This is a genomic window from Pseudomonas sp. FSL W5-0203 (genome assembly GCF_001896155.1).
GTDB classification, from domain to species: domain Bacteria; phylum Pseudomonadota; class Gammaproteobacteria; order Pseudomonadales; family Pseudomonadaceae; genus Aquipseudomonas; species Aquipseudomonas paracarnis.
This window is the reverse complement of sequence record NZ_MPOR01000032.1, coordinates 1-23759: the sequence shown is the minus strand read 5'-3', so window position 1 is coordinate 23759 and position 23759 is coordinate 1. Positions and strand designations below refer to the sequence as shown.

Annotated in this window: 16 protein-coding genes, 1 tRNA gene and 1 pseudogene; 13 read left to right on the top strand and 5 right to left on the bottom strand. The window is 56.4% G+C overall.

The window, feature by feature from the left end; genetic code table 11:
- The first annotated feature begins 251 nt into the window (after positions 1-251).
- The 4 genes from BOP96_RS22535 (at position 252) to BOP96_RS22520 (ending at position 6417) form a co-directional block, all read left to right on the top strand.
- Positions 252-2174, top strand: a complete 1923-nt coding sequence (locus tag BOP96_RS22535) for a PrkA family serine protein kinase (RefSeq protein WP_003194732.1) — start codon at positions 252-254, stop codon at positions 2172-2174.
- Between the two features lie 113 nt (positions 2175-2287).
- On the top strand, positions 2288-3559 hold the full coding sequence (locus tag BOP96_RS22530; protein WP_003194735.1) for a YeaH/YhbH family protein: 1272 nt from the start codon (positions 2288-2290) through the stop codon (positions 3557-3559).
- Complete coding sequence (locus BOP96_RS22525; protein ID WP_003194736.1) at positions 3556-5121, top strand: SpoVR family protein; 1566 nt, start codon at positions 3556-3558, stop codon at positions 5119-5121. The genes BOP96_RS22530 and BOP96_RS22525 overlap by 4 nt, the downstream gene beginning before the upstream one ends.
- Before the next feature lie 63 nt (positions 5122-5184).
- Entirely contained in the window at positions 5185-6417 is a 1233-nt protein-coding gene (locus BOP96_RS22520; protein WP_020302174.1) for a multifunctional CCA addition/repair protein, read from the top strand.
- 72 nt (positions 6418-6489) lie between these two features.
- Here BOP96_RS22520 and folK read toward each other — a convergent pair whose 3' ends face one another.
- Positions 6490-7008: a 2-amino-4-hydroxy-6-hydroxymethyldihydropteridine diphosphokinase gene (gene folK / locus BOP96_RS22515; protein ID WP_073454081.1), complete on the bottom strand. Its 519-nt coding sequence runs from the start codon at positions 7006-7008 to the stop codon at positions 6490-6492.
- Complete coding sequence (folB, locus tag BOP96_RS22510; protein WP_073454079.1) at positions 6999-7352, bottom strand: dihydroneopterin aldolase; 354 nt, start codon at positions 7350-7352, stop codon at positions 6999-7001. The genes folK and folB overlap by 10 nt, the downstream gene beginning before the upstream one ends.
- Before the next feature lie 74 nt (positions 7353-7426).
- Here folB and plsY point away from each other — a divergent pair, with 74 nt between their 5' ends.
- The gene (gene plsY / locus BOP96_RS22505) at positions 7427-7996 is read left to right on the top strand and encodes a glycerol-3-phosphate 1-O-acyltransferase PlsY (RefSeq protein WP_014720187.1); all 570 of its coding nucleotides are present in this window, start codon (positions 7427-7429) and stop codon (positions 7994-7996) included.
- Between the two features lie 31 nt (positions 7997-8027).
- Here the strand turns inward: plsY and tsaD are convergent, their stop codons facing one another.
- Positions 8028-9053 carry a tRNA (adenosine(37)-N6)-threonylcarbamoyltransferase complex transferase subunit TsaD gene (gene tsaD / locus BOP96_RS22500; RefSeq protein ID WP_003194748.1) on the bottom strand — a complete coding sequence of 342 codons (1026 nt, stop codon included), beginning with the start codon at positions 9051-9053 and terminating at the stop codon, positions 8028-8030.
- A gap of 203 nt (positions 9054-9256) precedes the next feature.
- Here tsaD and rpsU point away from each other — a divergent pair, with 203 nt between their 5' ends.
- From rpsU to BOP96_RS22475, 5 genes are all read left to right on the top strand, one after another.
- Positions 9257-9472 carry a 30S ribosomal protein S21 gene (rpsU, locus tag BOP96_RS22495; protein ID WP_002551877.1) on the top strand — a complete coding sequence of 72 codons (216 nt, stop codon included), beginning with the start codon at positions 9257-9259 and terminating at the stop codon, positions 9470-9472.
- A gap of 442 nt (positions 9473-9914) precedes the next feature.
- On the top strand, positions 9915-11885 hold the full coding sequence (gene dnaG / locus BOP96_RS22490; protein WP_038451740.1) for a DNA primase: 1971 nt from the start codon (positions 9915-9917) through the stop codon (positions 11883-11885).
- A 67-nt stretch (positions 11886-11952) separates the two neighbouring features.
- Complete coding sequence (gene rpoD, locus BOP96_RS22485; RefSeq protein WP_034128833.1) at positions 11953-13800, top strand: RNA polymerase sigma factor RpoD; 1848 nt, start codon at positions 11953-11955, stop codon at positions 13798-13800.
- A gap of 134 nt (positions 13801-13934) precedes the next feature.
- Positions 13935-17678, top strand: a complete 3744-nt coding sequence (locus BOP96_RS22480) for a bifunctional diguanylate cyclase/phosphodiesterase (protein ID WP_073454076.1) — start codon at positions 13935-13937, stop codon at positions 17676-17678.
- A 15-nt stretch (positions 17679-17693) separates the two neighbouring features.
- A tRNA-Ile gene (locus tag BOP96_RS22475) sits at positions 17694-17770 on the top strand.
- Positions 17771-17931: 161 nt separating this feature from the next.
- On the opposite strand, the pseudogene BOP96_RS22470 reads toward BOP96_RS22475, so the two are convergent.
- Positions 17932-18207 (bottom strand): annotated as a pseudogene (locus tag BOP96_RS22470) (tyrosine-type recombinase/integrase); the annotation flags it as partial.
- 90 nt (positions 18208-18297) lie between these two features.
- Here BOP96_RS22470 and BOP96_RS22465 point away from each other — a divergent pair.
- The 3 genes from BOP96_RS22465 (at position 18298) to BOP96_RS22450 (ending at position 22705) form a co-directional block, all read left to right on the top strand.
- Positions 18298-19152, top strand: coding sequence for a DNA cytosine methyltransferase (locus BOP96_RS22465; protein ID WP_060766703.1), 855 nt, complete (start codon positions 18298-18300; stop codon positions 19150-19152).
- A 307-nt stretch (positions 19153-19459) separates the two neighbouring features.
- Positions 19460-20200, top strand: a complete 741-nt coding sequence (locus BOP96_RS22460; RefSeq protein ID WP_060766702.1) for an HNH endonuclease — start codon at positions 19460-19462, stop codon at positions 20198-20200.
- A 1869-nt stretch (positions 20201-22069) separates the two neighbouring features.
- Positions 22070-22705 (top strand): DnaB-like helicase C-terminal domain-containing protein, encoded by a 636-nt coding sequence (locus BOP96_RS22450; RefSeq protein ID WP_060766700.1) that lies wholly within the window; start codon positions 22070-22072, stop codon positions 22703-22705.
- A 32-nt stretch (positions 22706-22737) separates the two neighbouring features.
- Here BOP96_RS22450 and BOP96_RS22445 read toward each other — a convergent pair whose 3' ends face one another.
- Positions 22738-23403, bottom strand: coding sequence for an RES family NAD+ phosphorylase (locus tag BOP96_RS22445; protein ID WP_060766699.1), 666 nt, complete (start codon positions 23401-23403; stop codon positions 22738-22740).
- Between the last annotated feature and the right edge of the window lie 356 nt (positions 23404-23759).

The window sequence follows — 23759 nt, the reverse complement described above, 5'->3', positions numbered from 1 at the left end:
GGGCTTGCGCCGTTTCTGACGAACGGCGCGGCTAAACTAATTGCGCATCGCGCCTTGACCTCCCGGATTCCGAACTATCCTTAAGCGCAGGCCATCCGAATCAGGGGAGAGCCGGTACACCGGCGTACGGGTCATCGGTAGCGTTTCAGGGTGTTCTGGGGGGAAAACAGCCATTGGCGTGCGTCAATGACTGCCAGCATCGACTGATTGATCCGGCGTCGGCTCCACGTATCGAGCGAGGTGACGACGTCATGAGTATCTTTAGCCACTTCCAACAACGCTTCGCGTCCACACAGCAGGAAGAACTCACGCTTCAGGAGTATCTCGAGCTGTGCAAACAGGACCGCAGCACCTACGCTTCTGCCGCCGAACGCTTGCTATTGGCGATTGGCGAGCCAGAACTGGTGGAAACCGCCAATAATTCGCGCCTGTCGCGGATATTTTCCAACAAGGTGATCCGCCGCTATCCGGCCTTTGAAGACTTCCATGGGATGGAAGAATGCATCGACCAGATCGTTTCCTACTTCCGCCATGCCGCCCAAGGCCTGGAAGAGAAGAAGCAGATCCTCTATTTGCTCGGCCCGGTCGGCGGCGGCAAATCGTCCCTGGCGGAAAAGCTCAAGCAATTGATCGAGAAGGTGCCCTTCTATGCGATCAAGGGCTCGCCCGTCTTCGAGTCCCCCTTGGGCCTGTTCAACGCCACGGAAGATGGCGCGATCCTCGAGGAAGACTTCGGTATCCCGCGGCGCTACCTCAACACCATCATGTCGCCCTGGGCCACCAAGCGCCTGGCCGAGTTCGGCGGTGACATCAGCCAGTTCCGGGTGGTGAAACTCTACCCGTCGATCCTCAACCAGATCGGCGTGGCCAAGACCGAACCCGGCGATGAAAACAATCAGGACATTTCGGCACTGGTGGGCAAGGTCGATATCCGAAAACTGGAAGAGTTTCCGCAGAACGATGCCGATGCCTACAGCTATTCGGGCGCATTGTGCCGGGCCAACCAGGGCCTGATGGAGTTCGTGGAGATGTTCAAGGCACCGATCAAGGTGCTGCACCCACTGCTCACCGCTACCCAGGAAGGTAACTACAACAGTACCGAAGGCCTGGGGGCGATTCCATTTACCGGGATCTTGCTGGCTCACTCCAACGAATCGGAATGGCATACCTTCCGCAATAACAAGAACAACGAAGCCTTCATCGACCGGATCTATATCGTCAAGGTGCCGTACTGCCTGCGGGTCAGTGACGAAATCAAGATTTACGACAAACTGCTGTTCAACAGCTCCCTGGCCAAGGCCCATTGCGCCCCCGACACCCTGAAAATGCTTGCCCAGTTCACCGTGCTGTCGCGCCTCAAGGAGCCGGAGAACTCCAATATCTATTCGAAGATGCGCGTCTACGACGGCGAAAACCTCAAGGACACCGATCCCAAGGCTAAGTCGATCCAGGAATACCGTGATACAGCCGGTGTGGACGAGGGCATGAACGGTCTGTCGACGCGCTTTGCGTTCAAGATCTTGTCCAAGGTCTTCAACTTCGATCCCCACGAGATTGCCGCCAACCCGGTGCACTTGCTCTATGTGCTGGAACAACAGATTGAACAGGAGCAATTCCAGGCCGAAACTCGTGAGCGCTACCTGCGCTTCCTCAAGGAATACCTGGCGCCGCGCTACATCGAGTTCATCGGCAAGGAAATCCAGACCGCTTACCTGGAGTCCTACAGCGAATACGGCCAGAACATTTTCGACCGCTACGTCCTGTACGCCGATTTCTGGATCCAGGATCAGGAATACCGCGACCCGGAAACCGGCGAAATCCTCAATCGCGTGGCCCTCAACGAAGAATTGGAAAAAATCGAGAAACCCGCCGGCATCAGCAATCCGAAGGACTTCCGCAACGAAATCGTCAATTTCGTACTGCGCGCCCGTGCCAACAACAACGGCAAGAACCCCACTTGGCTCAGCTACGAGAAGCTGCGGGTGGTCATCGAGAAGAAAATGTTCTCCAACACCGAGGACCTGCTGCCCGTCATCAGCTTCAACGCCAAGGCCAGCAAGGAGGATCAGCAAAAACACAACGACTTCGTCACACGCATGGTCGAGCGAGGCTACACCGACAAACAGGTACGACTGCTCTCCGAGTGGTACCTGCGGGTTCGCAAATCGCAGTAAGGCAGCGGCAAGCGCGCACTGCCAGGCATCCGGCCTGGCAGTTGACCGCTTGTCTCTAAGCTTCCAGCCCGCGGCTTGAAGCTTGTAACGTGAAGCTGCCCGGAGGGCTCCCCATGAGCTATGTGATCGACCGACGCCTCAATGGCAAGAACAAGAGCACGGTAAACCGCCAGCGTTTCCTGCGGCGTTACCGTGACCACATCAAAAAGGCGGTAGAAGAGGCCGTCAGCCGCCGTTCCATCACCGACATGGAGCATGGCGAACAAATCAGCATTCCCGGACGGGACATCGACGAACCGGTACTTCACCATGGCCGCGGCGGCAAACAGACCGTGGTGCACCCGGGTAACAAGGAATTCACCACTGGCGAACATATCCAGCGCCCACAAGGCGGTGGCGGCGGCAAAGGCCCGGGCAAAGCCGGCAACTCTGGCGAAGGCATGGATGAATTCGTATTCCAGATCACTCAGGAAGAATTCCTCGAATTCATGTTCGAAGACCTCGAACTGCCCAACCTAGTCAAACGCAACCTGACCGGCACCGATACCTTCAAGACCGTACGTGCAGGGATCAGCAACGAGGGCAACCCGTCGCGCATCAACATCATCCGCACCCTGCGTTCAGCCCACGCACGGCGTATCGCCCTCTCCGGCAGCAGCCGCGCCAAACTCAAGCAGGCCAAGGAAGAGTTGGCACGCTTGAAGCGCGAAGAACCGGATAACTTCGGCGATATCCAGGAAATCGAGGCGGAAATCGAAAAACTCAGCGCGCGCATCCACCGCGTGCCGTTCCTCGATACCTTTGACTTGAAATACAACCTGCTGGTCAAGCAACCCAACCCCAGCTCCAAGGCGGTGATGTTCTGCCTGATGGACGTTTCCGGCTCCATGACCCAGGCCACCAAGGACATCGCCAAGCGCTTCTTTATCCTGCTGTACCTGTTCCTGAAACGGAACTACGACAAGATTGACGTAGTGTTCATCCGCCATCACACCAGCGCGCGAGAGGTGGACGAAGAGGAGTTTTTCTACTCGCGGGAAACTGGCGGCACCATTGTTTCCAGCGCACTGAAGCTGATGCAGGAGATCATGGCCGAGCGCTACCCCGCCAACGAGTGGAACATCTACGCCGCCCAAGCCTCTGACGGCGACAACTGGAACGACGACTCGCCGATCTGCCGGGACATTTTGATCAACCAGATCATGCCGTTCGTGCAGTACTACACTTACGTCGAAATCACCCCCCGTGAGCACCAGGCCCTGTGGTTCGAATACGAGCGCATCGGCGAAGCCTTTGCCGACACGTTCGCCCAGCAGCAACTGGTCTCGGCCGGCGATATCTACCCGGTCTTCCGTGAACTCTTCCAGCGCAGGTTAGTGACATGACCGCCAAAAAAGAGAACAAGCGCCAACCCATTTCCACCGGTTCCGAGTGGACCTTCGAACTGATCCAGGCCTATGACCGGGAAATCAGCCGTATCGCGGCGGGTTATGCCTTGGACACCTATCCCAATCAGATAGAAGTCATCACCGCTGAACAGATGATGGATGCCTATGCCTCGGTGGGCATGCCCCTGGGCTATCACCATTGGTCCTACGGGAAACACTTCCTCAGTACCGAGAAGTCCTACACACGCGGCCAGATGGGCCTGGCCTACGAGATCGTGATCAACTCCGACCCGTGCATCGCGTACCTGATGGAAGAAAACACCATCTGCATGCAGGCGCTGGTAGTGGCCCATGCCTGCTATGGGCATAACAGTTTCTTCAAGGGCAACTACCTGTTTCGCACCTGGACCGATGCCAGTTCGATCATTGATTACCTGGTGTTCGCCAAGCAATACATCATGCAGTGCGAGGAGCGCCACGGTATCGATGCGGTGGAAGACCTGTTGGACTCCTGCCATGCGCTGATGAATTATGGGGTCGATCGCTATAAGCGTCCCTATCCTATTTCCGCCGAAGAGGAACGCCTGCGCCAGAAGGAGCGCGAGGAGCACCTGCAGAAACAGATCAACGACCTGTGGCGCACCATCCCCAAGCGCGCCGACAAGAACAGCGACAAGGACAATGCCCGCTTCCCCGCCGAACCGCAGGAAAACATCCTGTATTTCCTCGAAAAGCACGCACCGCTGCTGGAGCCCTGGCAGCGCGAAATCGTGCGTATCGTGCGCAAGATCGCGCAATATTTTTATCCCCAGCGCCAAACCCAAGTAATGAACGAAGGCTGGGCAACCTTCTGGCATTACACCCTGATGAACGACCTGTACGACGAAGGCCTGGTCACTGACGGCTTCATGATGGAGTTCCTCACGTCCCATACGAGCGTGGTCTTCCAGCCAGGCTTCGACAGCCCGTACTACAACGGCATCAACCCCTATGCACTGGGTTTTGCCATGTACCGCGATATCCGCCGCATGTGCGAGCACCCCACGGAGGAAGACCGCCGCTGGTTCCCGGAAATCGCCGGCAGCGACTGGCTATCGACCATCAAGTTCGCCATGAGCAGCTTCAAGGATGAGAGTTTTATCCTGCAGTACCTGTCGCCCCAGGTGATCCGCGACCTTAAGTTGTTCAGCATCCTGGACGACGACCTCAAGGATGACCTGGTGGTGCCTGCCATCCACGACGAACCCGGCTACCGCATCATTCGCGAAACCCTGGCCGCGCAATACAACCTGGGTAACCGCGAGCCTAACGTTCAGATCTACAGCATTGATGTGCGTGGCGACCGTTCGCTGACCCTGCGTCACCAGCAACACGACCGCAAACCCTTGGGCGAATCCACTGAGGAAGTGCTCAAGCACCTGCATCGGCTCTGGGGTTTTGATATTCATTTGGAAACCCTGCAGGGCGACCAAGTGATGAAGACCCACCATGTACCACCGCGCAGCGATCATAACGACAACGACTATGGCCGCCTGGACATGGCCGTCGTGCATCTCTGAAACAGCAAAGCCTCCATTGGCCAGGCTCAGGCGTTATCCTGTGCCGCTAATGGAGGCTTTTTCATGAAAATCTACAAAGTCGGCGGCGCCGTGCGTGATCGCCTTCTGGGCATCGAGGTCACCGATATAGACCGCGTCGTCGTTGGCGCGACGGCTGAAGAGATGCTCGCCAAGGGTTATAAACCGGTGGGCGCCGATTTTCCGGTGTTTCTCGATCCGAAAAACGGTGACGAATACGCCCTCGCTCGCACCGAACGCAAGAATGGCCGGGGTTACGGTGGCTTTATATTCCATGCGAGCCCCGACGTTACGCTGGAAGAAGACCTGATCCGGCGTGACCTGACCATCAATGCCATGGCGGAGGATGACGAGGGTAACCTGACTGATCCTTATCAGGGACAACGTGATCTTGAAGCGCGACTTTTACGGCATGTTTCTCCCGCGTTCGCCGAAGATCCCCTCCGCGTACTACGCGTTGCGCGTTTCGCCGCGCGCTATGCGCCTCTCGGCTTCACAGTCGCCCCTGAGACCCTCGAATTAATGCGCCAACTCAGTGAGTCCGGCGAGTTGGAGGCCCTTACCCCCGAGCGCAGTTGGAAGGAAATCTCACGGGCGCTGATGGAAGATCAACCCCAGGTATTTATTCAAGTACTGCGTGACTGCGACGCACTGAAAACCTTGATGCCGGAGGTGGATGCGCTGTTCGGCGTGCCGCAGCCCGCAGCTCACCACCCGGAAATAGACACCGGCGTGCATACCTTGAGCGTGCTGCAGCAAGCAGCCCTGCACAAGCAACCGCTGAGCGTGCGCTGGGCCTGCCTGCTGCACGACCTGGGCAAAGGCCTGACGCCTGTGGATAAGTTGCCGCAGCACATTGCCCACGAACATCGCGGCTTGAAGCTGATCAAAGCGGTGAACGAGCGTTTCAAGGTGCCCAGGGATTGCCAGGAGTTGGCCTTGCTGGTGGGGCAATATCATACTCACGGGCATCGCGCGCTTGAACTCAAGGCCTCGACGTTGCTGGAGTTGCTGCAAAGCTTCGACGTGTACCGTCGGCCGCAACGCTTTGAAGAGTTCGTGGCGGCCTGCGAAATGGACGCTCGTGGCCGCGAGGGTTTTGAGCAACGCAGTTATCCACAGGCCGATTATTTGCGCGGAGCGGCAAAGGTGGCACGCGAAGTGCCGGTCGCGCCGCTGCTAGAAAAGGGTTTCAAAGGCCCCGAACTGGGCGAGGCGCTCAAGCGCGAACGGCTCAAGGCGCTTAAAGCCTACAAAGAACAGCAAAAGCCCTTGTAGGAGCGAGCTTGCTCGCGAAGAACCTCAACGATGACGCAGCGCCCTCAGGTTTTTCGCGAGCACGCTCGGCTCCTACAAAAGAGCTTGTGGCGTGAGTGGCTGACCCTGCCACTCGAACGCCACAGGCGCCAATACCTGATCAATCTGCGCGTCTCGCCATAACTCGGCCATTGTCTTGCCCGCCTCCGGGTGCAGACGGTCCGGCGCCATCATCGACAGCGGCCACAACACAAAGGCGTTTTTCAGGATTTCGGCTCGCGGCAAGATCAAGCCATCGAAATTGCCCACCCAATCGCCATATAACAACACATCGATATCCAGCGGCAGGCCTTTGCGGTCGGGCGCGTAGCGGCCGTTGTCTGCCTCGATGGATTTCAACCGGCGATCGAGTTCCATCAACGGCAGGTCGGTATAAGCCGACACCACCAGATTGAAAAACGGCCCACTTTTGATCCCCACCGGCTGGCTTTCGAACACCGCCGAACAGCGCATATCCGTCAAGAAGCCCGCCAACGCATCCAAGCCGGCGCATAGACGAGCCTCGCGGTCGATATTGCTGCCAAGCCCGAGGTAAACCTGAGTCAACGACATCCGCGCTCGATCTCCACGCCCACGCCCTTGGCAGCCGGTACCGCGCCGGGCTTGGTCAACTTGAGGTGCAGCCAGGGAATCTGGAACTCACTCATCAGCACTTCGGCCAAACGCTCGGCAAAGGTTTCCACCAGTTGGTACTGGGAATGCTCGGCAAAGGCCTGGATACGCGCAGACACCCTGGCGTAATCCAGTGCCAGGGTCAGGTCGTCACTTGCCGCAGCTGGGCGATTATCCCAGGCGAAGCTCAGGTCCAGGCGCAGGCATTGCCGGATTCCGCGCTCCCAGTCGTAAGCCCCGATCACGGTGTCGACTTCCAGGCCTTCGATAAACACTCTGTCCAAGCACTTTTCTCCGCAGCACGACAAGGGCGCGATGCCCCGTTAGAATCAGGGCGTCCTCGCCCGGAATAGTTAGCATGTTTTGGTCACTGGCGATTTTCGCCTACCTGCTCGGCTCGCTGTCCTTCGCCATTTTGCTCAGCCGCTTGACGGGAAATCCCGATCCGCGAATGAGTGGCTCAGGCAATGCCGGCGCCACCAATATGTTGCGCCTGGCCGGCAAGAAACTCGCCGTCCTGACCTTGCTGGGCGACGTCTGCAAGGGCCTGCTGCCCGTGCTCATCGCCAGCCTCGTCGGCCTTAGCTTGCAACAGCAAGCCTGGGTGGGCCTGTGTGCCGTCCTGGGCCACCTGTTCCCGTTGTACTTCCGCTTTCGCGGCGGCAAGGGCGTCGCCACGGCGGCCGGCATGCTGCTGGGCATTTACCCCCCTGCGGCGTTACTGGCCATGCTCGCCTGGCTGCTGACGTTCTACCTGACCCGCACCAGCTCGCTGGCCGCGCTGATTGCCACGCCGCTGACCCTGCCGCTGCTGGCCTGGCAGGAACCAGAAGCGCTGCTACCGATGAGCGTGCTGACACTGCTGATCGTCTGGCGCCACCGCGGCAATCTACGCGACCTGTTTGCCGGGCGCGAACGGCATTTTTAAATACCCCGCCTGGACCCGGTGCCCTTGAACCTTACAACGGCGGCAATTGCTCCATCGGCCAGCGCGCCTGCACGCTGATCGCCAGACTTTCGTGCTGCCCGGCCTGCAAGCGCTGGCAACCGGCGTAGGCAATCATCGCGCCGTTGTCAGTGCAGAACTCAGGGCGTGCGTAAAACACGTTGCCATTCATGTCGCCGAGCATTTTTTCCAGGGAACTGCGCAACGCCTTGTTGGCGCTGACGCCGCCTGCGATCACCAGCCGCTTCATGCCCGCCTGTTTCAGGGCGCGCTTGCACTTGATGGTCAAAGTCTCCACCACAGCCTGCTGGAACGCCAGCGCGATGTCGCAACGGGCTTGCTGGCCGTCGTCCCCGGCGCTGACGCTCTGCTGCCAGGTGTTCAAGGCAGAGGTTTTCAAACCGCTGAAACTGAACATCAAGCCAGGACGATCACACATCGGCCGCGGGAAGGTGTAGCGACCGGCAACGCCGTTCTCGGCAAGACGGGCGATTTCCGGCCCCCCCGGATAATTAAGCCCCATCATCTTCGCGGTTTTGTCGAACGCTTCACCGGCGGCATCGTCCAGCGACTCGCCCAACAGTGTGTATTGACCGATCCCATCCACCTGAACCAGCTGCGTATGCCCGCCCGAAACCAACAAAGCGACGAACGGGAACTCCGGCGGTGTTTTTTCCAGCATGGGCGCCAATAAGTGGCCTTCCATATGGTGCACACCAAGAGCAGGAATACCCCAGGCAAAGGCCAGCGCCTGGGCGCAAGAGGCCCCAACCAGCAGGGCTCCGACCAATCCGGGCCCTGCCGTATAGGCAATGGCATCGATCTCGGTTGCCACACAACCGGCCTCATCCAGCACCTGGCGGATCAATGGCAGCATGCGCTTGACGTGATCGCGGCTGGCAAGCTCCGGCACCACGCCGCCATAGGCGCGATGCAGGTCGATCTGACTGAACAGTGCATCGGCCAAAAGCCCGCGTTCACTGTCGTATAGTGCGACTCCGGTTTCGTCGCAGGAGGTTTCAAGTCCCAGTACTAGCATGGGTTTGCGCCTTGTAGAGGCTGAATTCGAAGGCGCGCATAATAGTCGCCACTCCCCCTCCCGACTAGCGGTTTTCGATCAGAGGCTTTGCATTCCGGGCAATGAGGGGTTAACATCCGCAACCCTTAAAAACCGACGACCTCAGCCGCGAATTTTTTGCGACGAGAACGTTGATTCCCGGTAATGAAAGAAGGTAGCTCTGGATGCCAGCCGTCAAAGTAAAAGAGAACGAACCCTTCGACGTAGCTCTGCGTCGTTTCAAGCGCTCCTGCGAAAAAGCCGGTGTTCTGGCTGAAGTTCGTAGCCGCGAATTTTATGAGAAGCCAACTTCTGAGCGTAAGCGCAAAGCAGCAGCCGCTGTTAAGCGTCACGCTAAGAAAGTTCAGCGCGAACAGCGCCGCGCCGTTCGTCTGTACTAATACACAGACGTTCGTAGCAAGCTTCTGCCAAGCCCGGCCCTCAGCCGGGCTGTTGGCATTTGCGGATATCGCTTGATGCTTCACCGTCGACGCCGCACACGCGACCGAGACACTGCTTCACACGTCAGGGCTGGCTCTTTTGCCAGCGGTGCACGTCTCTTCTGACGAGCCTAACAAGGCTACTGACGAGCACACCTATTCTTCAAACAGACGATCAACCGTGTCGGCTGTGCCCATCGATGCGTTTCCGAGGCTGCCATTGGCCAAGACCGGACGCCCGGGCAACATTTCCATGCCGAAGACTGATCAGAAACTACCCTCAGTGAATATTCGGCAGATACACTTCCTGATGACCCATGCAGACGATGATGATCAAGCCCCCTATACGTGCGCTTGAACACCTCACGGGTCCTCATTTACACGCAGTGATGACGAGAACGCCATGGCCGGGCTGATTCCCCAGAGCTTTATTGACGACCTTCTGAACCGCACCGACATCGTCGATGTTGTCAGCTCACGCGTACAGCTGAAAAAAGCCGGCAAAAACTACACCGCCTGCTGCCCGTTCCATAAAGAAAAAACCCCATCCTTCAGCGTCAGCCCCGACAAGCAGTTCTATTACTGCTTCGGTTGCGGGGCGGGCGGGAATGCCCTGGGTTTCCTGATGGACCACGACAACCTGGACTTCCCCCAGGCTGTCGAGGACTTGGCTAAAGCCGCAGGAATGGAAGTGCCCCGCGAAGAAAGTGGCCGCCCGCACAAACCCCGGCAACCCACCGATTCGCCGCTGTACCCGCTGCTTACCGCTGCCGCCGACTTTTACCGCCAGGCACTCAAGAGCCATCCGCAGCGCAAGGCCGCTGTCGACTACCTCAAAGGCCGCGGCCTCACCGGCGAAATCGCTCGGGACTTCGGTCTCGGCTTCGCTCCGCCGGGCTGGGACAATCTGTATAAACACCTTAGCAACGACACCCTCCAGCAAAAGGCCATGATCGACGCCGGCCTGCTGGTGGAAAACGCCGAGACCGGCAAGCGCTATGACCGCTTCCGCGACCGCGTGATGTTCCCGATCCGCGACAGCCGTGGCCGCATCATCGCCTTTGGCGGCCGCGTGCTTGGTGATGACAAACCCAAGTACCTGAACTCCCCGGAGACCCCGGTGTTTCACAAAGGCCAGGAACTCTACGGCCTGTTCGAAGCGCGCAAGAACAACCGCAACCTCGACGAAATCATCGTGGTTGAGGGTTATATGGACGTGATCGCCCTGGCCCAACAAGGCCTGCGCAACGCGGTCGCGACCCTCGGCACCGCCACCAGCGAAGAACATCTGAAGCGCCTGTTCCGTGTCGTGCCCAGCGTGCTGTTTTGCTTCGACGGCGACCAGGCTGGCCGCAACGCCGCCTGGCGCGCGCTCGAAGCCACGCTGTCGAGCCTGCAGGATGGGCGTCGCGCACGCTTCCTGTTCCTGCCCGAAGGCGAAGACCCGGACACGCTGGTGCGCTCGGAAGGTACCGATGCGTTCCGTGCACGCATCAATCAACATGCACAGCCGCTGGCGGATTATTTTTTCCAGCAACTGACCGAAGAAGCCGACCCGCGCTCCCTGGAGGGCAAGGCCCATATGGCCACCCTTGCGGCGCCGCTGATCGACAAAGTCCCCGGCGCCAATTTGCGCACACTGATGCGCCAGCGCCTGCTGGAGATCACCGGTTTGAGCGGTGAAGCCGTCAGCCAGCTGGTGCACAGCGCCCCGCAAGAGGCGCCGCCAGCCTACGACCCCGGCATGGATTACGACGCCATGCCGGACTACGCTGACTTTCACCAACCTCAGGAGGCCTTCGCGCCCCAGCAGGAATGGACGCCAAAGAAGCCCGGCGCAGGTGGCAAGAAGTGGGATAAAAAGCCGTGGAGCAAAAACGGCAAGCGCGGTGATCGCGATGAAGCCTACGCGCCACGCACGCCCGTAGCGGTGGAAGCCCCCACACTGATTGCACTGCGCACACTGATTCACCACCCGCAATTGGCCGGCAAGGTTGAAAGTGCCGACCACTTTGCCAACGAGAGCAATACCTATGCTCAGGTGCTTATTGCACTGATCGAAGCCGTGCAGAAAAACCCTAAGCTAAACTCAATCCAGTTGATGGCTCGCTGGCATGGCACGGAACAGGGCCGTTTATTGCGGGCACTGGCGGAAAAGGAGTGGCTAATTGACGGCGACAACCTTGAACAACAGTTTTTAGACACCATTAATAGGTTATCCGCGGGTCAACACACTCAGACCCTCGACGAACTTATCAAGAGAGCAAGGCAGCCGGGATTATCGGCTGAAGAGCAAATTCAGATAGCAAAACAGATGCGCGACCTCTTAAAACAGAATGTTTACGCATCAAACCCGACCTCAGCTGGCGTGTGAGGTCATAGCTCGGGTATAATCCTCGGCTTGTTTTTTGCCCGCCAAGACCTTCAGTGGATAGGGTGTTATGTCCGGAAAAGCGCAACAGCAGTCTCGTATCAAAGAGTTGATACTTCTTGGTCGTGAGCAGGGTTACCTGACTTACGCGGAGGTCAACGACCACCTGCCTGAGGATATTTCAGATCCTGAGCAGGTGGAAGACATCATCCGCATGATTAACGACATGGGGATCAACGTATTCGAAGTCGCGCCAGATAAGGATTCCCTTATGCTGGCCGACGCTGATACCGACGAGGCCGCCGCTGAGGAAGCTGCTGCCGCGCTGGCTGCAGTAGAGACCGATATCGGCCGCACGACAGACCCTGTGCGCATGTATATGCGCGAAATGGGTACCGTCGAGCTGCTGACACGCGAAGGCGAGATCGAAATCGCCAAGCGTATCGAAGAGGGCATCCGTGAAGTGATGGGCGCCATTGCGCACTTCCCTGGCACGGTTGACCACATTCTCTCCGAGTACACTCGCGTCACCACCGAAGGTGGCCGCCTGTCTGACGTCCTGAGCGGTTATATCGACCCGGACGACGGCATTGCGCCGCCTGCCGCCGAAGTACCGCCGCCTGTTGATGCGAAAGCCGCAAAAGCGGACGACGACTCCGACGACGACGAAGCTGAAAGCAGCGACGACGAAGAAGAAGCCGAAAGCGGTCCAGACCCGGTCATCGCTGCCCAGCGCTTCGGTGCGGTTTCCGATCAAATGGAAATCACCCGCAAGGCCCTGAAGAAGCACGGTCGTGGCAACAAGCAGGCGATTGCCGAGCTGGTGGCCCTGGCTGAGCTGTTCATGCCAATCAAGCTGGTGCCCAAGCAATTCGAAGGCCTGGTTGAGCGTGTTCGCAGCGCCCTTGAGCGTCTGCGTGCACAAGAGCGTGCGATCATGCAGCTCTGTGTGCGTGATGCGCGCATGCCGCGTACCGATTTCCTGCGCCAGTTCCCGGGCAACGAAGTTGACGAAAGCTGGAGCGACGCACTGGCCAAGGGCAAGGCGAAATACGCCGAAGCCATCGGTCGCCTGCAGCCCGATATCATCCGTTGCCAGCAGAAGCTGACAGCGCTTGAGACCGAAACCGGCCTGACCATTGCAGAAATCAAAGACATCAACCGTCGCATGTCGATCGGTGAGGCCAAGGCCCGCCGCGCGAAGAAAGAGATGGTTGAAGCGAACTTGCGTCTGGTGATCTCCATCGCCAAGAAGTACACCAACCGTGGCCTGCAATTCCTTGATCTGATCCAGGAAGGCAACATCGGCTTGATGAAAGCGGTGGACAAGTTCGAATACCGTCGCGGCTACAAGTTCTCGACTTATGCCACCTGGTGGATCCGTCAGGCGATCACTCGCTCGATCGCCGACCAGGCCCGCACCATCCGTATTCCGGTGCACATGATCGAGACCATCAACAAGCTCAACCGCATTTCCCGGCAGATGTTGCAGGAAATGGGCCGCGAACCGACCCCGGAAGAGCTGGGCGAACGCATGGAAATGCCTGAGGATAAAATCCGCAAGGTATTGAAGATCGCTAAAGAGCCGATCTCCATGGAAACGCCGATTGGTGATGACGAAGACTCCCATCTGGGTGACTTCATCGAAGACTCGACCATGCAGTCGCCAATCGATGTCGCCACTGTTGAGAGCTTGAAAGAAGCGACTCGCGACGTACTGTCCGGCCTCACTGCCCGTGAAGCCAAGGTACTGCGCATGCGTTTCGGCATCGACATGAATACCGACCACACCCTTGAGGAAGTCGGTAAGCAGTTTGACGTGACCCGTGAGCGGATCCGTCAGATCGAAGCCAAGGCGCTGCGCAAGTTGCGCCACCCGACGCGAAGCGAGCATCTGCGCTCCTTCCTCGACGAGTGATACCAGAACCCCCGGCCCAGGCCGGGGGTTTTGCTTTCTACCGATTGCTTTGCACAGATTAACTGCCTCGCACACCCCGCCCTCGCAATGCCCGTCTACACTCGAGACATTCCCCGTGCCATAACGAGACCGTTATGCCCAGATTGCCGACCGTGATACTGCTGTCGCTGCTGACCTGGACCGCAACGGCTGGCGCGTTGACTCTTACGGATGATGAGCGTAGCTGGTTGGCGGACCATCAGGAGCTGCGCCTAGGCGTGGATGCGTCTTGGCCACCTTTTGAATATCGCGATGAAAATGGCCGATATCAGGGCTTGGCAGCCGATTACGTACGCCTGCTCCAGGACCGCCTGGGTGTGCGTATCAAACTGATCGAACCGGTTAACTGGACTGCGGTGCTTGAACAAGCCCGCAATAATCAGCTCGACCTGCTGCCTGGCATCATGTCCACCCCCGAACGCCAAAACTTCCTGGCGTTCACACGCCCCTATCTCGACTTTCCCATCGTCATCCTGGCCCATGAAGGCGGCGCGAAACCACGCAGCCTCAAGGATCTGTACGGGCTTAAAATTGCCGTGGTGGAAAACTACGCGCCCCATGAATTGCTCCGCACCCACCATCCGGACCTGAATCTGGTCGCCCTGCCCAACGTCAGTTCGACGCTGCAAGCCCTGGCCACCGATGAAGTGGATGCCGTGGTCGGCGACCTCGCCTCCAGCGTCTGGAGCCTGCGCCAACTCAAGCTCGACGGTTTATACGTCAGCGGCGAAACGCCCTACCGCTACCAACTGGCGATGGGTGTCCCGCGGGATGAAAAAATCCTGGTGGGCATCCTGGACAAAGTCCTCGCCGACCTCAGCTCAGCCGAAACGGATGCAATCCAGCAACATTGGGTCGGCAGCTTCACCGATCACCGCACCTTCTGGGCTGACTTGCTCACGTACGGCCTGCCAGCGGTGCTGCTATTGAGTACGGTGCTGGCCATCGTTATTCGGATCAATCGCCGGCTCAGTTCGGAAATTTCTCGCCGGGTCGCCCTTGAACAAGAACTGCGAAGCAGCGAGTACCACTATCGCGGCTTGGTGGAGAGCTTGTCCGCCATCGCCTGGGAAGCAAGCATCAGCGATTTCACCTACAGCTACGTGTCGCCCCATGCCGAAGACCTGCTCGGCTATCCCCGCGCCCACTGGTTGATTCCAGGCTTCTGGCGCAACATCATCCACCCCGCCGACCTGACCCGCGCCGAGGCCTATTGCTATCGGGAAACTCGTGCTAACCGTGATCACAGCATTGATTACCGGGTCATCACCGCTGATGGCCGCTGCCTGTGGGTACGTGACATTGTCAGCCTGATCGAACACGGCCACGAGCCAGTACTGCGCGGCCTGATGATCGACATCAGCGAAGCCAAGCGCACCGAGGAAGCCCTGCAACTGTCCGAGCAGAAATTTGCCTCGGTGTTTCAGCAGTGCCCAGACATCCTGGTGATTGCCCAGTTGTCTGATGGCTGCCTGCTGGAGGTCAACAAGGCATTCGAGGACCAGATTGGGCTGCGCGCCGACGAGGTGGTAGGCAAAACCGCCTCAGATCTGAATATATGGGGCATTCAGGGCGTCGGTCCGGATTTGCTGCAGCGGGTACAGACCACCAGTATCCGTAACCTGGAAATGTCCTTTCTGCGCAGCAATGGTCAGGCATTTACCGGGCTGATCTCAGCTGAGCCGTTCCAACTCGATACCACTGAAGCCCTGGTGGTGGTGGTGCGCGATATCACCGAGCTCAAGGAAACCCAACAGCAGCTGCAAACCTCCGAAGAGAAATTCGCCAAGGCATTCCATGCTTCCCCCGACGGTTTACTACTGAGTCGCCAAAGAGATGGCCTGCTGATTGAAGTGAACGAAGGTTTCAGCCACCTGACCGGTTTCACCAGCGCCTCCTCACTTGACCAATCAACCCTGGACCTAGGCATCTGGGTCGACCTCAACGAACGCAAGCACATGCTGGAGTTGATGCAGCGCGACGGCTTTGTCCGCGATTTCATCTGTCATATCCGTCGTGCCGACGGCCAGATTCGCCTGTGCGAAGTGTCCAGCCGCCCACTGCCGATTGGCGACGAAGATTGCATGCTGACCATCGCCCGGGACATCACCGAACGCCAGTTGATGCAGGAAAAACTGCAGCAGGCCGCCACGGTGTTCGAAAGCACCGCCGAAGGCGTCTTGATCACCGACACACGGCAGAACATCAGCGCCGTCAACCGCGCCTTCACTGAGATAACCGGCTACAGCGAGGTTGAGGCCCTTGGCCATACCCCGCGCCTGCTCGCCTCCGGCCTGCATGACAGCGCGTTCTATGCGGCGATGTGGCACCAGTTGACGGCCCAGGGTCATTGGCAAGGAGAGATCTCCAACCGCCGCAAGAACGGCGAGGTGTATCCGAGCTGGCTGACCATCAGCGCCGTGCGTAACCGCGAGCAATTGGTCACCCACTTCGTTGCCGTGTTCGCCGACATCTCCAGCCTCAAGCTGGCCCAGGCACGCCTGGATTATCAGGCCCACCACGACCCATTGACCGGCCTGCCCAACCGCACCCTGTTTGAAAACCGGCTGCAGGCCGCCCTCAACGGCCAGCAGGAAAGTGGTAAACAGGGCGCGGTGCTGTTTCTCGACCTTGATCGCTTCAAACACATCAACGACAGCCTCGGCCACCCGGTCGGCGACCTGCTGCTCAAAGACATCGCCGTACGCCTCAAGGAGCAGTTGCGGGACGTGGACACCGTTGCTCGCTTGGGCGGCGACGAATTCATTATCCTGTTGCCCGGCTTGCAACAGGCCAGCGACGCCCAGCACTTGGCGAACAAACTGCTCGACTGTTTTACCCCGCCATTCCAAGCCGGCGAGCATGAGTTCTTTATCAGCGCCAGTATCGGCACCAGCCTGTATCCGCAAGACGGTACCGACGTCGCCACCCTGGTCAAAAATGCCGACGCCGCAATGTATCGCTCCAAGGCCAAGGGGCGTAACCGGGTCGAGCGCTATACCCGCGACCTGACTGCCCAAGCCAATGAACGCGTAGCGCTGGAGCACGAACTGCGCCGCGCCATCGAACGTGAAGAATTGAGCCTGTATTACCAACCCAAGCGCAACCTGGTCACCCAACAACTGATCGGCGCCGAAGCCTTGATCCGCTGGCACCACCCGACTCTGGGCGACGTCCCGCCCGAACACTTTATCGCCTTGGCCGAAGAGAACGGCATGATCCTGCAAATCGGCGACTGGGTACTGGAACAGGCCTGCCGGCAGTTGCACGCCTGGCAAGCGGCTTTCGAGGATTTCGGCCCCCTGTCGGTCAACCTCGCAGGCGCGCAACTGCGTCACCCCAACCTGCTGTCACGCATCGAACAACTGCTGCACGATTACCGCCTCGAACCCGGCTGCCTGCAACTGGAAATCACCGAAAACTTCATCATGAGCCAAGCCGAAGAAGCGCTCGCGGTGTTGCACCAACTCAAGCGCCTGGGCGTCCAATTGGCGATCGATGATTTCGGCACCGGCTACTCGTCCCTCAGCTACCTCAAACGCCTGCCCCTGGACTTCCTCAAAATCGACCAATCCTTCGTCCGCGGCTTGCCCGACGACCCTCACGATGCAGCCATCGTGCGCGCCATCATCGCCCTCGGCCACAGCATGCAATTCACCATCATCGCCGAAGGCGTGGAGACTCCGGCGCAACAAGCATTCCTCGCAAGCGAGGGGTGTGAACAGATGCAAGGCTACATCGTCAGCCTGCCCCTGCCGCCGGAGCTTTTTGCCGCCAGCTTCCTTCGTACACGGCACAAGGATTTTTCGGATGGCACAGTGAACAAACCATCGCTATAATCCGCGACCTACTGAGGGCCTATAGCTCAGTTGGTTAGAGCAGGGGACTCATAATCCCTTGGTCGTAGGTTCGAGTCCTACTGGGCCCACCATACTCAAAGCCGCGCACTGCGCGGCTTTCGTCGTTTTTGGACCCTGGTTTTTCAGTCTGAGTTTTTGCCGAAAACGCCAAAGTGTCCAAAAAGTGTCCATTTCGATTTGCCATCGGATTGAGATTCTCGACGTCTTTCATGTGTCCGGGACTGAAATGGGCGTACTTTTGCGTCATTGCCAACGTCGCGTGACCCAATACTTTTTGCAGCGTGAGGATATCCCCGCCTTTCATCATGTAATGGCTAGCGAAGGTATGGCGCAGCACATGCGTTAACTGTCCAGGCGGCAGATCAAGCCCGACCGCATCAACGGCACGCCTGAAAGCATCGTAGGAAGGCTTGAACGGTAGAGCCTTCTTCAAGCGGCTGTAGATGGCGTCAGAGATTGGGACTGTTCGATTCTTGCTGGATCGCCGCTCACAAGCATGGGCCGACACCGCCGCCGGAAAACGCCGCCGAATTCACCACACACGCGACCTCTGCCACCGCGCTTTCTGCGCAACTTAAACCCATCACCGAGTGAATGAATGCACCAACCCACCATTGGAAGCCTGTTTGCAGGCATCGGAGGCTTTGATGTCGGATTTGAAAACGCCGGATACCGCACCGCCTGGCAAGTCGAACTCAACCCCATCAACCGGGCTGTGCTTGCCGATCGATTTCCCCATGCACGCCAGTTTGAAGACGTGCGCGAATGCGGCGCTCACAACCTATCCGCCGTTGATGTCATCACTGCCGGGTTCCCCTGCCAGGACATCAGCATCGCGGGGAGCCATGCACCTCGAGGCTTACAAGGCGAACGCAGCGGATTGTTTTGGGAAGTCATACGAATCCTCAAAGAAACACAACCTCGCTGGGTGGTCCTTGAGAACGTCGTTAACCTGCTCGCTGTCAACGATAGCCGCGACTTTGAGACAGTCATCCGGGCCCTTGCGGACTGCGGGTATGTGGGATTTTGGCGAGTGCTTAATGCTCAATATTTCGGAGTCCCCCAGCAACGTCGACGCGTATTCCTGGTCGCCGGTTATCGAAAAATGCCCCCCATCCAGCTCCTGGCTGACGCCGCGCCAGTGGACGCAATATCTCCAGCGTCTCAATCGCAGCCCTGGCCACGGCCCGCGGATGCCTGGGCTGCCAATACTTTACTGGCAAACAAAGCCGGATCGCAGATCTCTATGGGCTGTACCACTTTCGTCGCTGAGCCGAACGGATGGGATCAGATGGTTGAGCGGCAGCGAGCGGCTGAGGATGATGGGTTTTGCCTCGGATTGGATGCGGCCAACCTTGCGGAGGCTTTTGGTGCCGGAAATGCCGTTGTTACGCAGGTGGCGGAGTGGGTTGGGCGGGGTTTGATAACTGCACAGGAACCACCCCACACATAAAAAGTTGGGCGGTAAAATTGGTCGTCGCTGAAACAAATATGTTGACGCCATCCACAGCTGATCTATATATAGCGTGTCCTCTACATTCTTTGGGGACACCCTCCATGTTGCGTCTTCTCTCTGATCTCTTCCTAGATATTCTTGTTCAAACCCTGAGCACTCTGCTCCTGCGCCTGTTCGACGCCCTAGAACCCTGCACGTGGCTAACCTTTACTTTGTCTGTGTGCGCAACCTGAAATGGCGCTAATGCGTACCTGCACCATAATTGTTGATCCTTGTCGCGTATAAGAATCATAGGAGTTCACCTATGTCACTCGTTACTACAGACATGATGCAAAACCTTGAGCGGATGCGTGCCGCAGTGACCGAGTGGTTGATCAAGGAGGAAATGCTCGGCGACGCTTTTTTCATTGGTATCGACGAATGGCGTTCGAGAGGCGAATGCTATGGAACCGATTCTTTGCTCGTGTTGGCATTTGACGGCAGCAGCTTGCACACATTGTTGAGTTTTGGTGGCGACACTCAAGAGTTTGACGATCTGGTCGAGTCGTTTGGATTCTGGTATGAGCTCGGGCACTCCTGGAACATGGGTTTTTATCCAGTCGAGGGCTATGACTATTCTAGACTCACAGGTACGTACGCTTCCAAACTAAAGGATCCACGCTGGACGGAAAAAGCTGCACTGGTAAAAAAGAGAGCTGGAGAGATTTGTCAAGACTGCGGCGCCAATCAGCGCTTAGATGCCCACCACTGTTATTACACCACCATTCGCCAAGCATACGAGCCTTGGGAATATCCACTCAGTGCATTGCGCGCCTTATGCCGCCCGTGCCATTTACGTCGCGAGCAAACGGAAATCCGATTACGTGCATTCGCTGCGTCGCTTACGAGTGACGAATTGGATGCCCTACGCCCTGCTTTTGACCATGCGACATACTGGTACAAAACCGAAGCTGTACTTTCATTTCTATCACAACTGGGGCCAGAAGAGCGGCATCGTCAAGCAGCAATGCAAATTCTTAGAGAAGGTAAAAATGAGAATGACTGACTCCTCTCTTCTCCCCTAGCCACATGCCTGCACGCAGATAGTTGAGTGGCAGCGAACGGCTGAGAAATAATGGTCGCCGCCTCTGACGGAATGCCGCTACCCCTCAGAAGCCTTTGGTACCTAAACTGCTGCAACGTAAATGTAAGTAGGTTGGACGAGGGCTAATCAGTGCTAAATAAGTCTGGAGACAAAAAAACGCCCCAGCAAAAGCCGGGGCGTGGATTGCAGCACTAGCTAGGAAAACTCATCCCAACAATCTCGGATGAAACGGTACACGCTGTGAGCGCGAAACACATTCAGCACCAGACCCCACATGAGCTGCCAAAATCGAGACATAAAGCCTCCAACATTGGACTTGCCTCAATGCACTTACCGGAACACGTGCATTTGTAGGGGAATTGTTAGAGATTCCCTGTGAGGCAAGGTATTTTTAGGCCCTTAGCATGATGCGTTTCCGGCACGGTTCCTACACCGTGTGCGAGGGGCCTCTCATAGGACGAATCCTGATGATGGCCCGGATGTTAACCGCCGAAGCACAGTGTAAAAAGAGTTAAAACCAAAACTTGTAGTTTATTTTTCAATTTGCGCTTTGGGCATTGACAAACCACAAAAAGTAATATTTCAAAATTCACGGTATACCGTAAAATTAGAAACTTTTCGGCGTAGATGCGCTGATTTCACAGCATTTCCATACAAAGCCACGCTACTTTTCAACACTCTAGAACTGACGGATTCGCTTGCAGATTTCCTTCAACGATTTTCGCAGCGCTTTCATAAAGCTGCTTTCGTTCATCGTTTAGGTTCGATTTTGCGGAAATCGTAGTGGCGCCGTTATTTACTCTCTTATAGACTCAGCCCCGTTAGAGATTCCCTGTGAGAAAGCGTATTCGGACCTACCGAATACGCGACGAAAAAACCGCCCTCCTAAGGCGGTTTTTTTTTGCCAAAATTTAGCTGCTAAATTTGCGCAGCTTGTTCGATCAGCACTCGAACCCAAATAGGAACAGTCGAAGACAGGCGCCGAAGGTTTCGCATGCAGAATCTTTTCGGAAGCTTTGCTTTAAAGCAGCTTTAAGATCCGGGTGGCATAGCAACCGTTGAGCCCTACTCTCGCCATTTTCGCGGGCGCGAAAATGGCGAGTTTGAAGATGGATTTTTAACAAACCACGAAAGCTCAAACCAACAAAAAATAGATGTTAAATTCTTTAAAATCGTGAATTTTAGACGAATTTTGACGATTTTCCACGCCGACAAGTTGGAAATTATTGTATTCCACAGTTTGTCGCTGTCGCTTACGGGCATCCTGTCAACAGCCCCCAGCCCTTCAATATAGAGAATCAGTCTAACGAGCCAGGTTTCTCAGGATTCCCCGTCAGCATGCCGGATGCTCCGCCCAAGGTAGCCGCTTCGTTGACAAAGATAGCGACGTCCCGGTGCTCTAGGACCTTCACTTCATCCCTGGCCAAGAGGTTGAGCCAAACGCTAAGGCGTATGGTGCAAGATGGGATCTGATAGGCGATAGCATTTGCGTGATCAAATAGCACTCGCTCCAGGTCCTCGGACTCAAGTGATTGACACTCAGGCTTTATGGCCGCAGCAATCCTGGCAGTTAGTTTTGCGACACGCGGAGATTTGTGCCGAAGCTCGCCAAGGCGCGCTATATAGGTAGGGGTTGAAGGCATGGGCATACGAAAACTCCAAAACTCAGTGAGAACGACGGTAACGAGCTGCATTACCCACTTATGCCTGCACGGGAGAGTGGAAGCAACATTTTGTTGACGAGTGGACAGGTTGACAGGTTGACAAGAAAGCCAACCGAGGCGTACGCTTTGGTTACTTGCTCAAATACGAGCAACGAAAGGAGACCCTATGAACACCGCAGCGATTGAGAGACCCCAAAGCGCCGTCAAGTCACTTGACGAAGCTAAAGCCTCGCTCGTGCAAAAATTCATAGCCCGGATGAACAAAGTGTCCGAATCCGAGGTTATCAATGCTGCGAATCTCGATGACGACAAGGCTTTGGCCGTCATTATTAAAAAGACGGGAAAAAGTAATGAGAAGCCGTTAAGCATTAAAGCTCGCAACGAAATTGCCTTCGCTCAGATGAAGTCGAAAGCGTTTGAGGCGGTTAAATCGTCTTACGATCTTCTAGATGCGGGCGATGCATGCCAGATACTTGGAATCTCAAAGCAGGCTTTGAGTAAGAAAACCAAATCGGGGCAAGTCATTGCTTACACCCATAACCGACGCAAGTACTACCCTGACTTTCAGTTCGAGAACAATAAAGCTGCAACGTCAATAATAAAGCTGTTTAAGGCAGTGGAAATTGATCCAGAAGATGAGCCTAAGGTAAATCTTTTGATTGGGCTTCTCGCCAACACTATGGATTATTCCAATCCTGGCGACCCCGAAAATGTGCAGCCTCGCTATAAGCTTCTGGACGTCGATCCTGCATTCCAGATAATTGTGCGAGACTTCAAGAACCGCTTGAAAATGGGCAAGTAAAGCTGAGCTTCCCGTAAGGGAAGCTCAGCCTTTCACTCTACGGTCACGTCTAAATCCGCTAAGAATTCAATCGCTGTCTGACCGTTCTCAAGCTCGACCTCTGTCAAAGGTTTAGAGCTCACTGGTACTAACTGTTTTTTTCTTCCCTCAAACAACACGACGTTGCAACCGTCGTTTGAGGCCGCAGGGAATACCGTGGAGGTATAGAGGAAACCGTCGATTTCCTTGCTATGCCTCATGCATGCGGCACTTACAGTCTGGGTAAGTGAATACCCCTCACTACCTTGACCCTTCGCCTCGACAAGATGCCTGAGCTTGTGGCCCCCTACGTAAGCGCTCATCCTCGCCACGTCTACCAAGCGGAGATCCCTATCCGCAGCTAACTCGTGCACCGACATCCCCTGAATCTCTGACATCAAGACAGGCGAGCCTGGCCCCTCACCGCCATGCTGAAGCGTCTCAGCAATAGCAACCGCAGTGTTGGCAGCCACATAACAAACCCCGATCTCCTTATTCAAATCCCCATATCTACTATCAGAGTTTTTGTTGTAGAAGACAGGATCCTTATGCCGGGTTGGTTGAACGCGAAAAAACGGCGTTCCCTTCTTAAAATCGACAATTACTTCCGGATGTTTCAGAAGCGCCGACTGAATTTTCTGCTCAACATCTTGACTTTGTTTCTTTTCCTCGTCTACCAAACCGCGTACTCCTATAAAAATCAAACAACTTGCTCATGAGCGAATCCCATTTGCGTTTTAAATGCCCGTCGACATCCGACGGGCGCCAGTGCAAGCACCTGCTTGCCAGAGAATTACAACCGACTTCTGATAAAAACACCACTATTTTTTAAACTTTTTTGACAGGACACCAGGGCACCGTAGTTACGTAGTTACGTAGTTACGTAGTTACGTAGCCAAAGCGTTAAAGCGTTAAAGCGTTAAAGCGTTAAAGCGTTAAAGCGTTAAAGCGTTAAAGCGTTAAAGCGTTAAAGCGTTAAAGCGTTAAAGCGTTAAAGCGTTAAAGCGTTAAAGCGTTAAAGCGTTAAAGCGTTAAA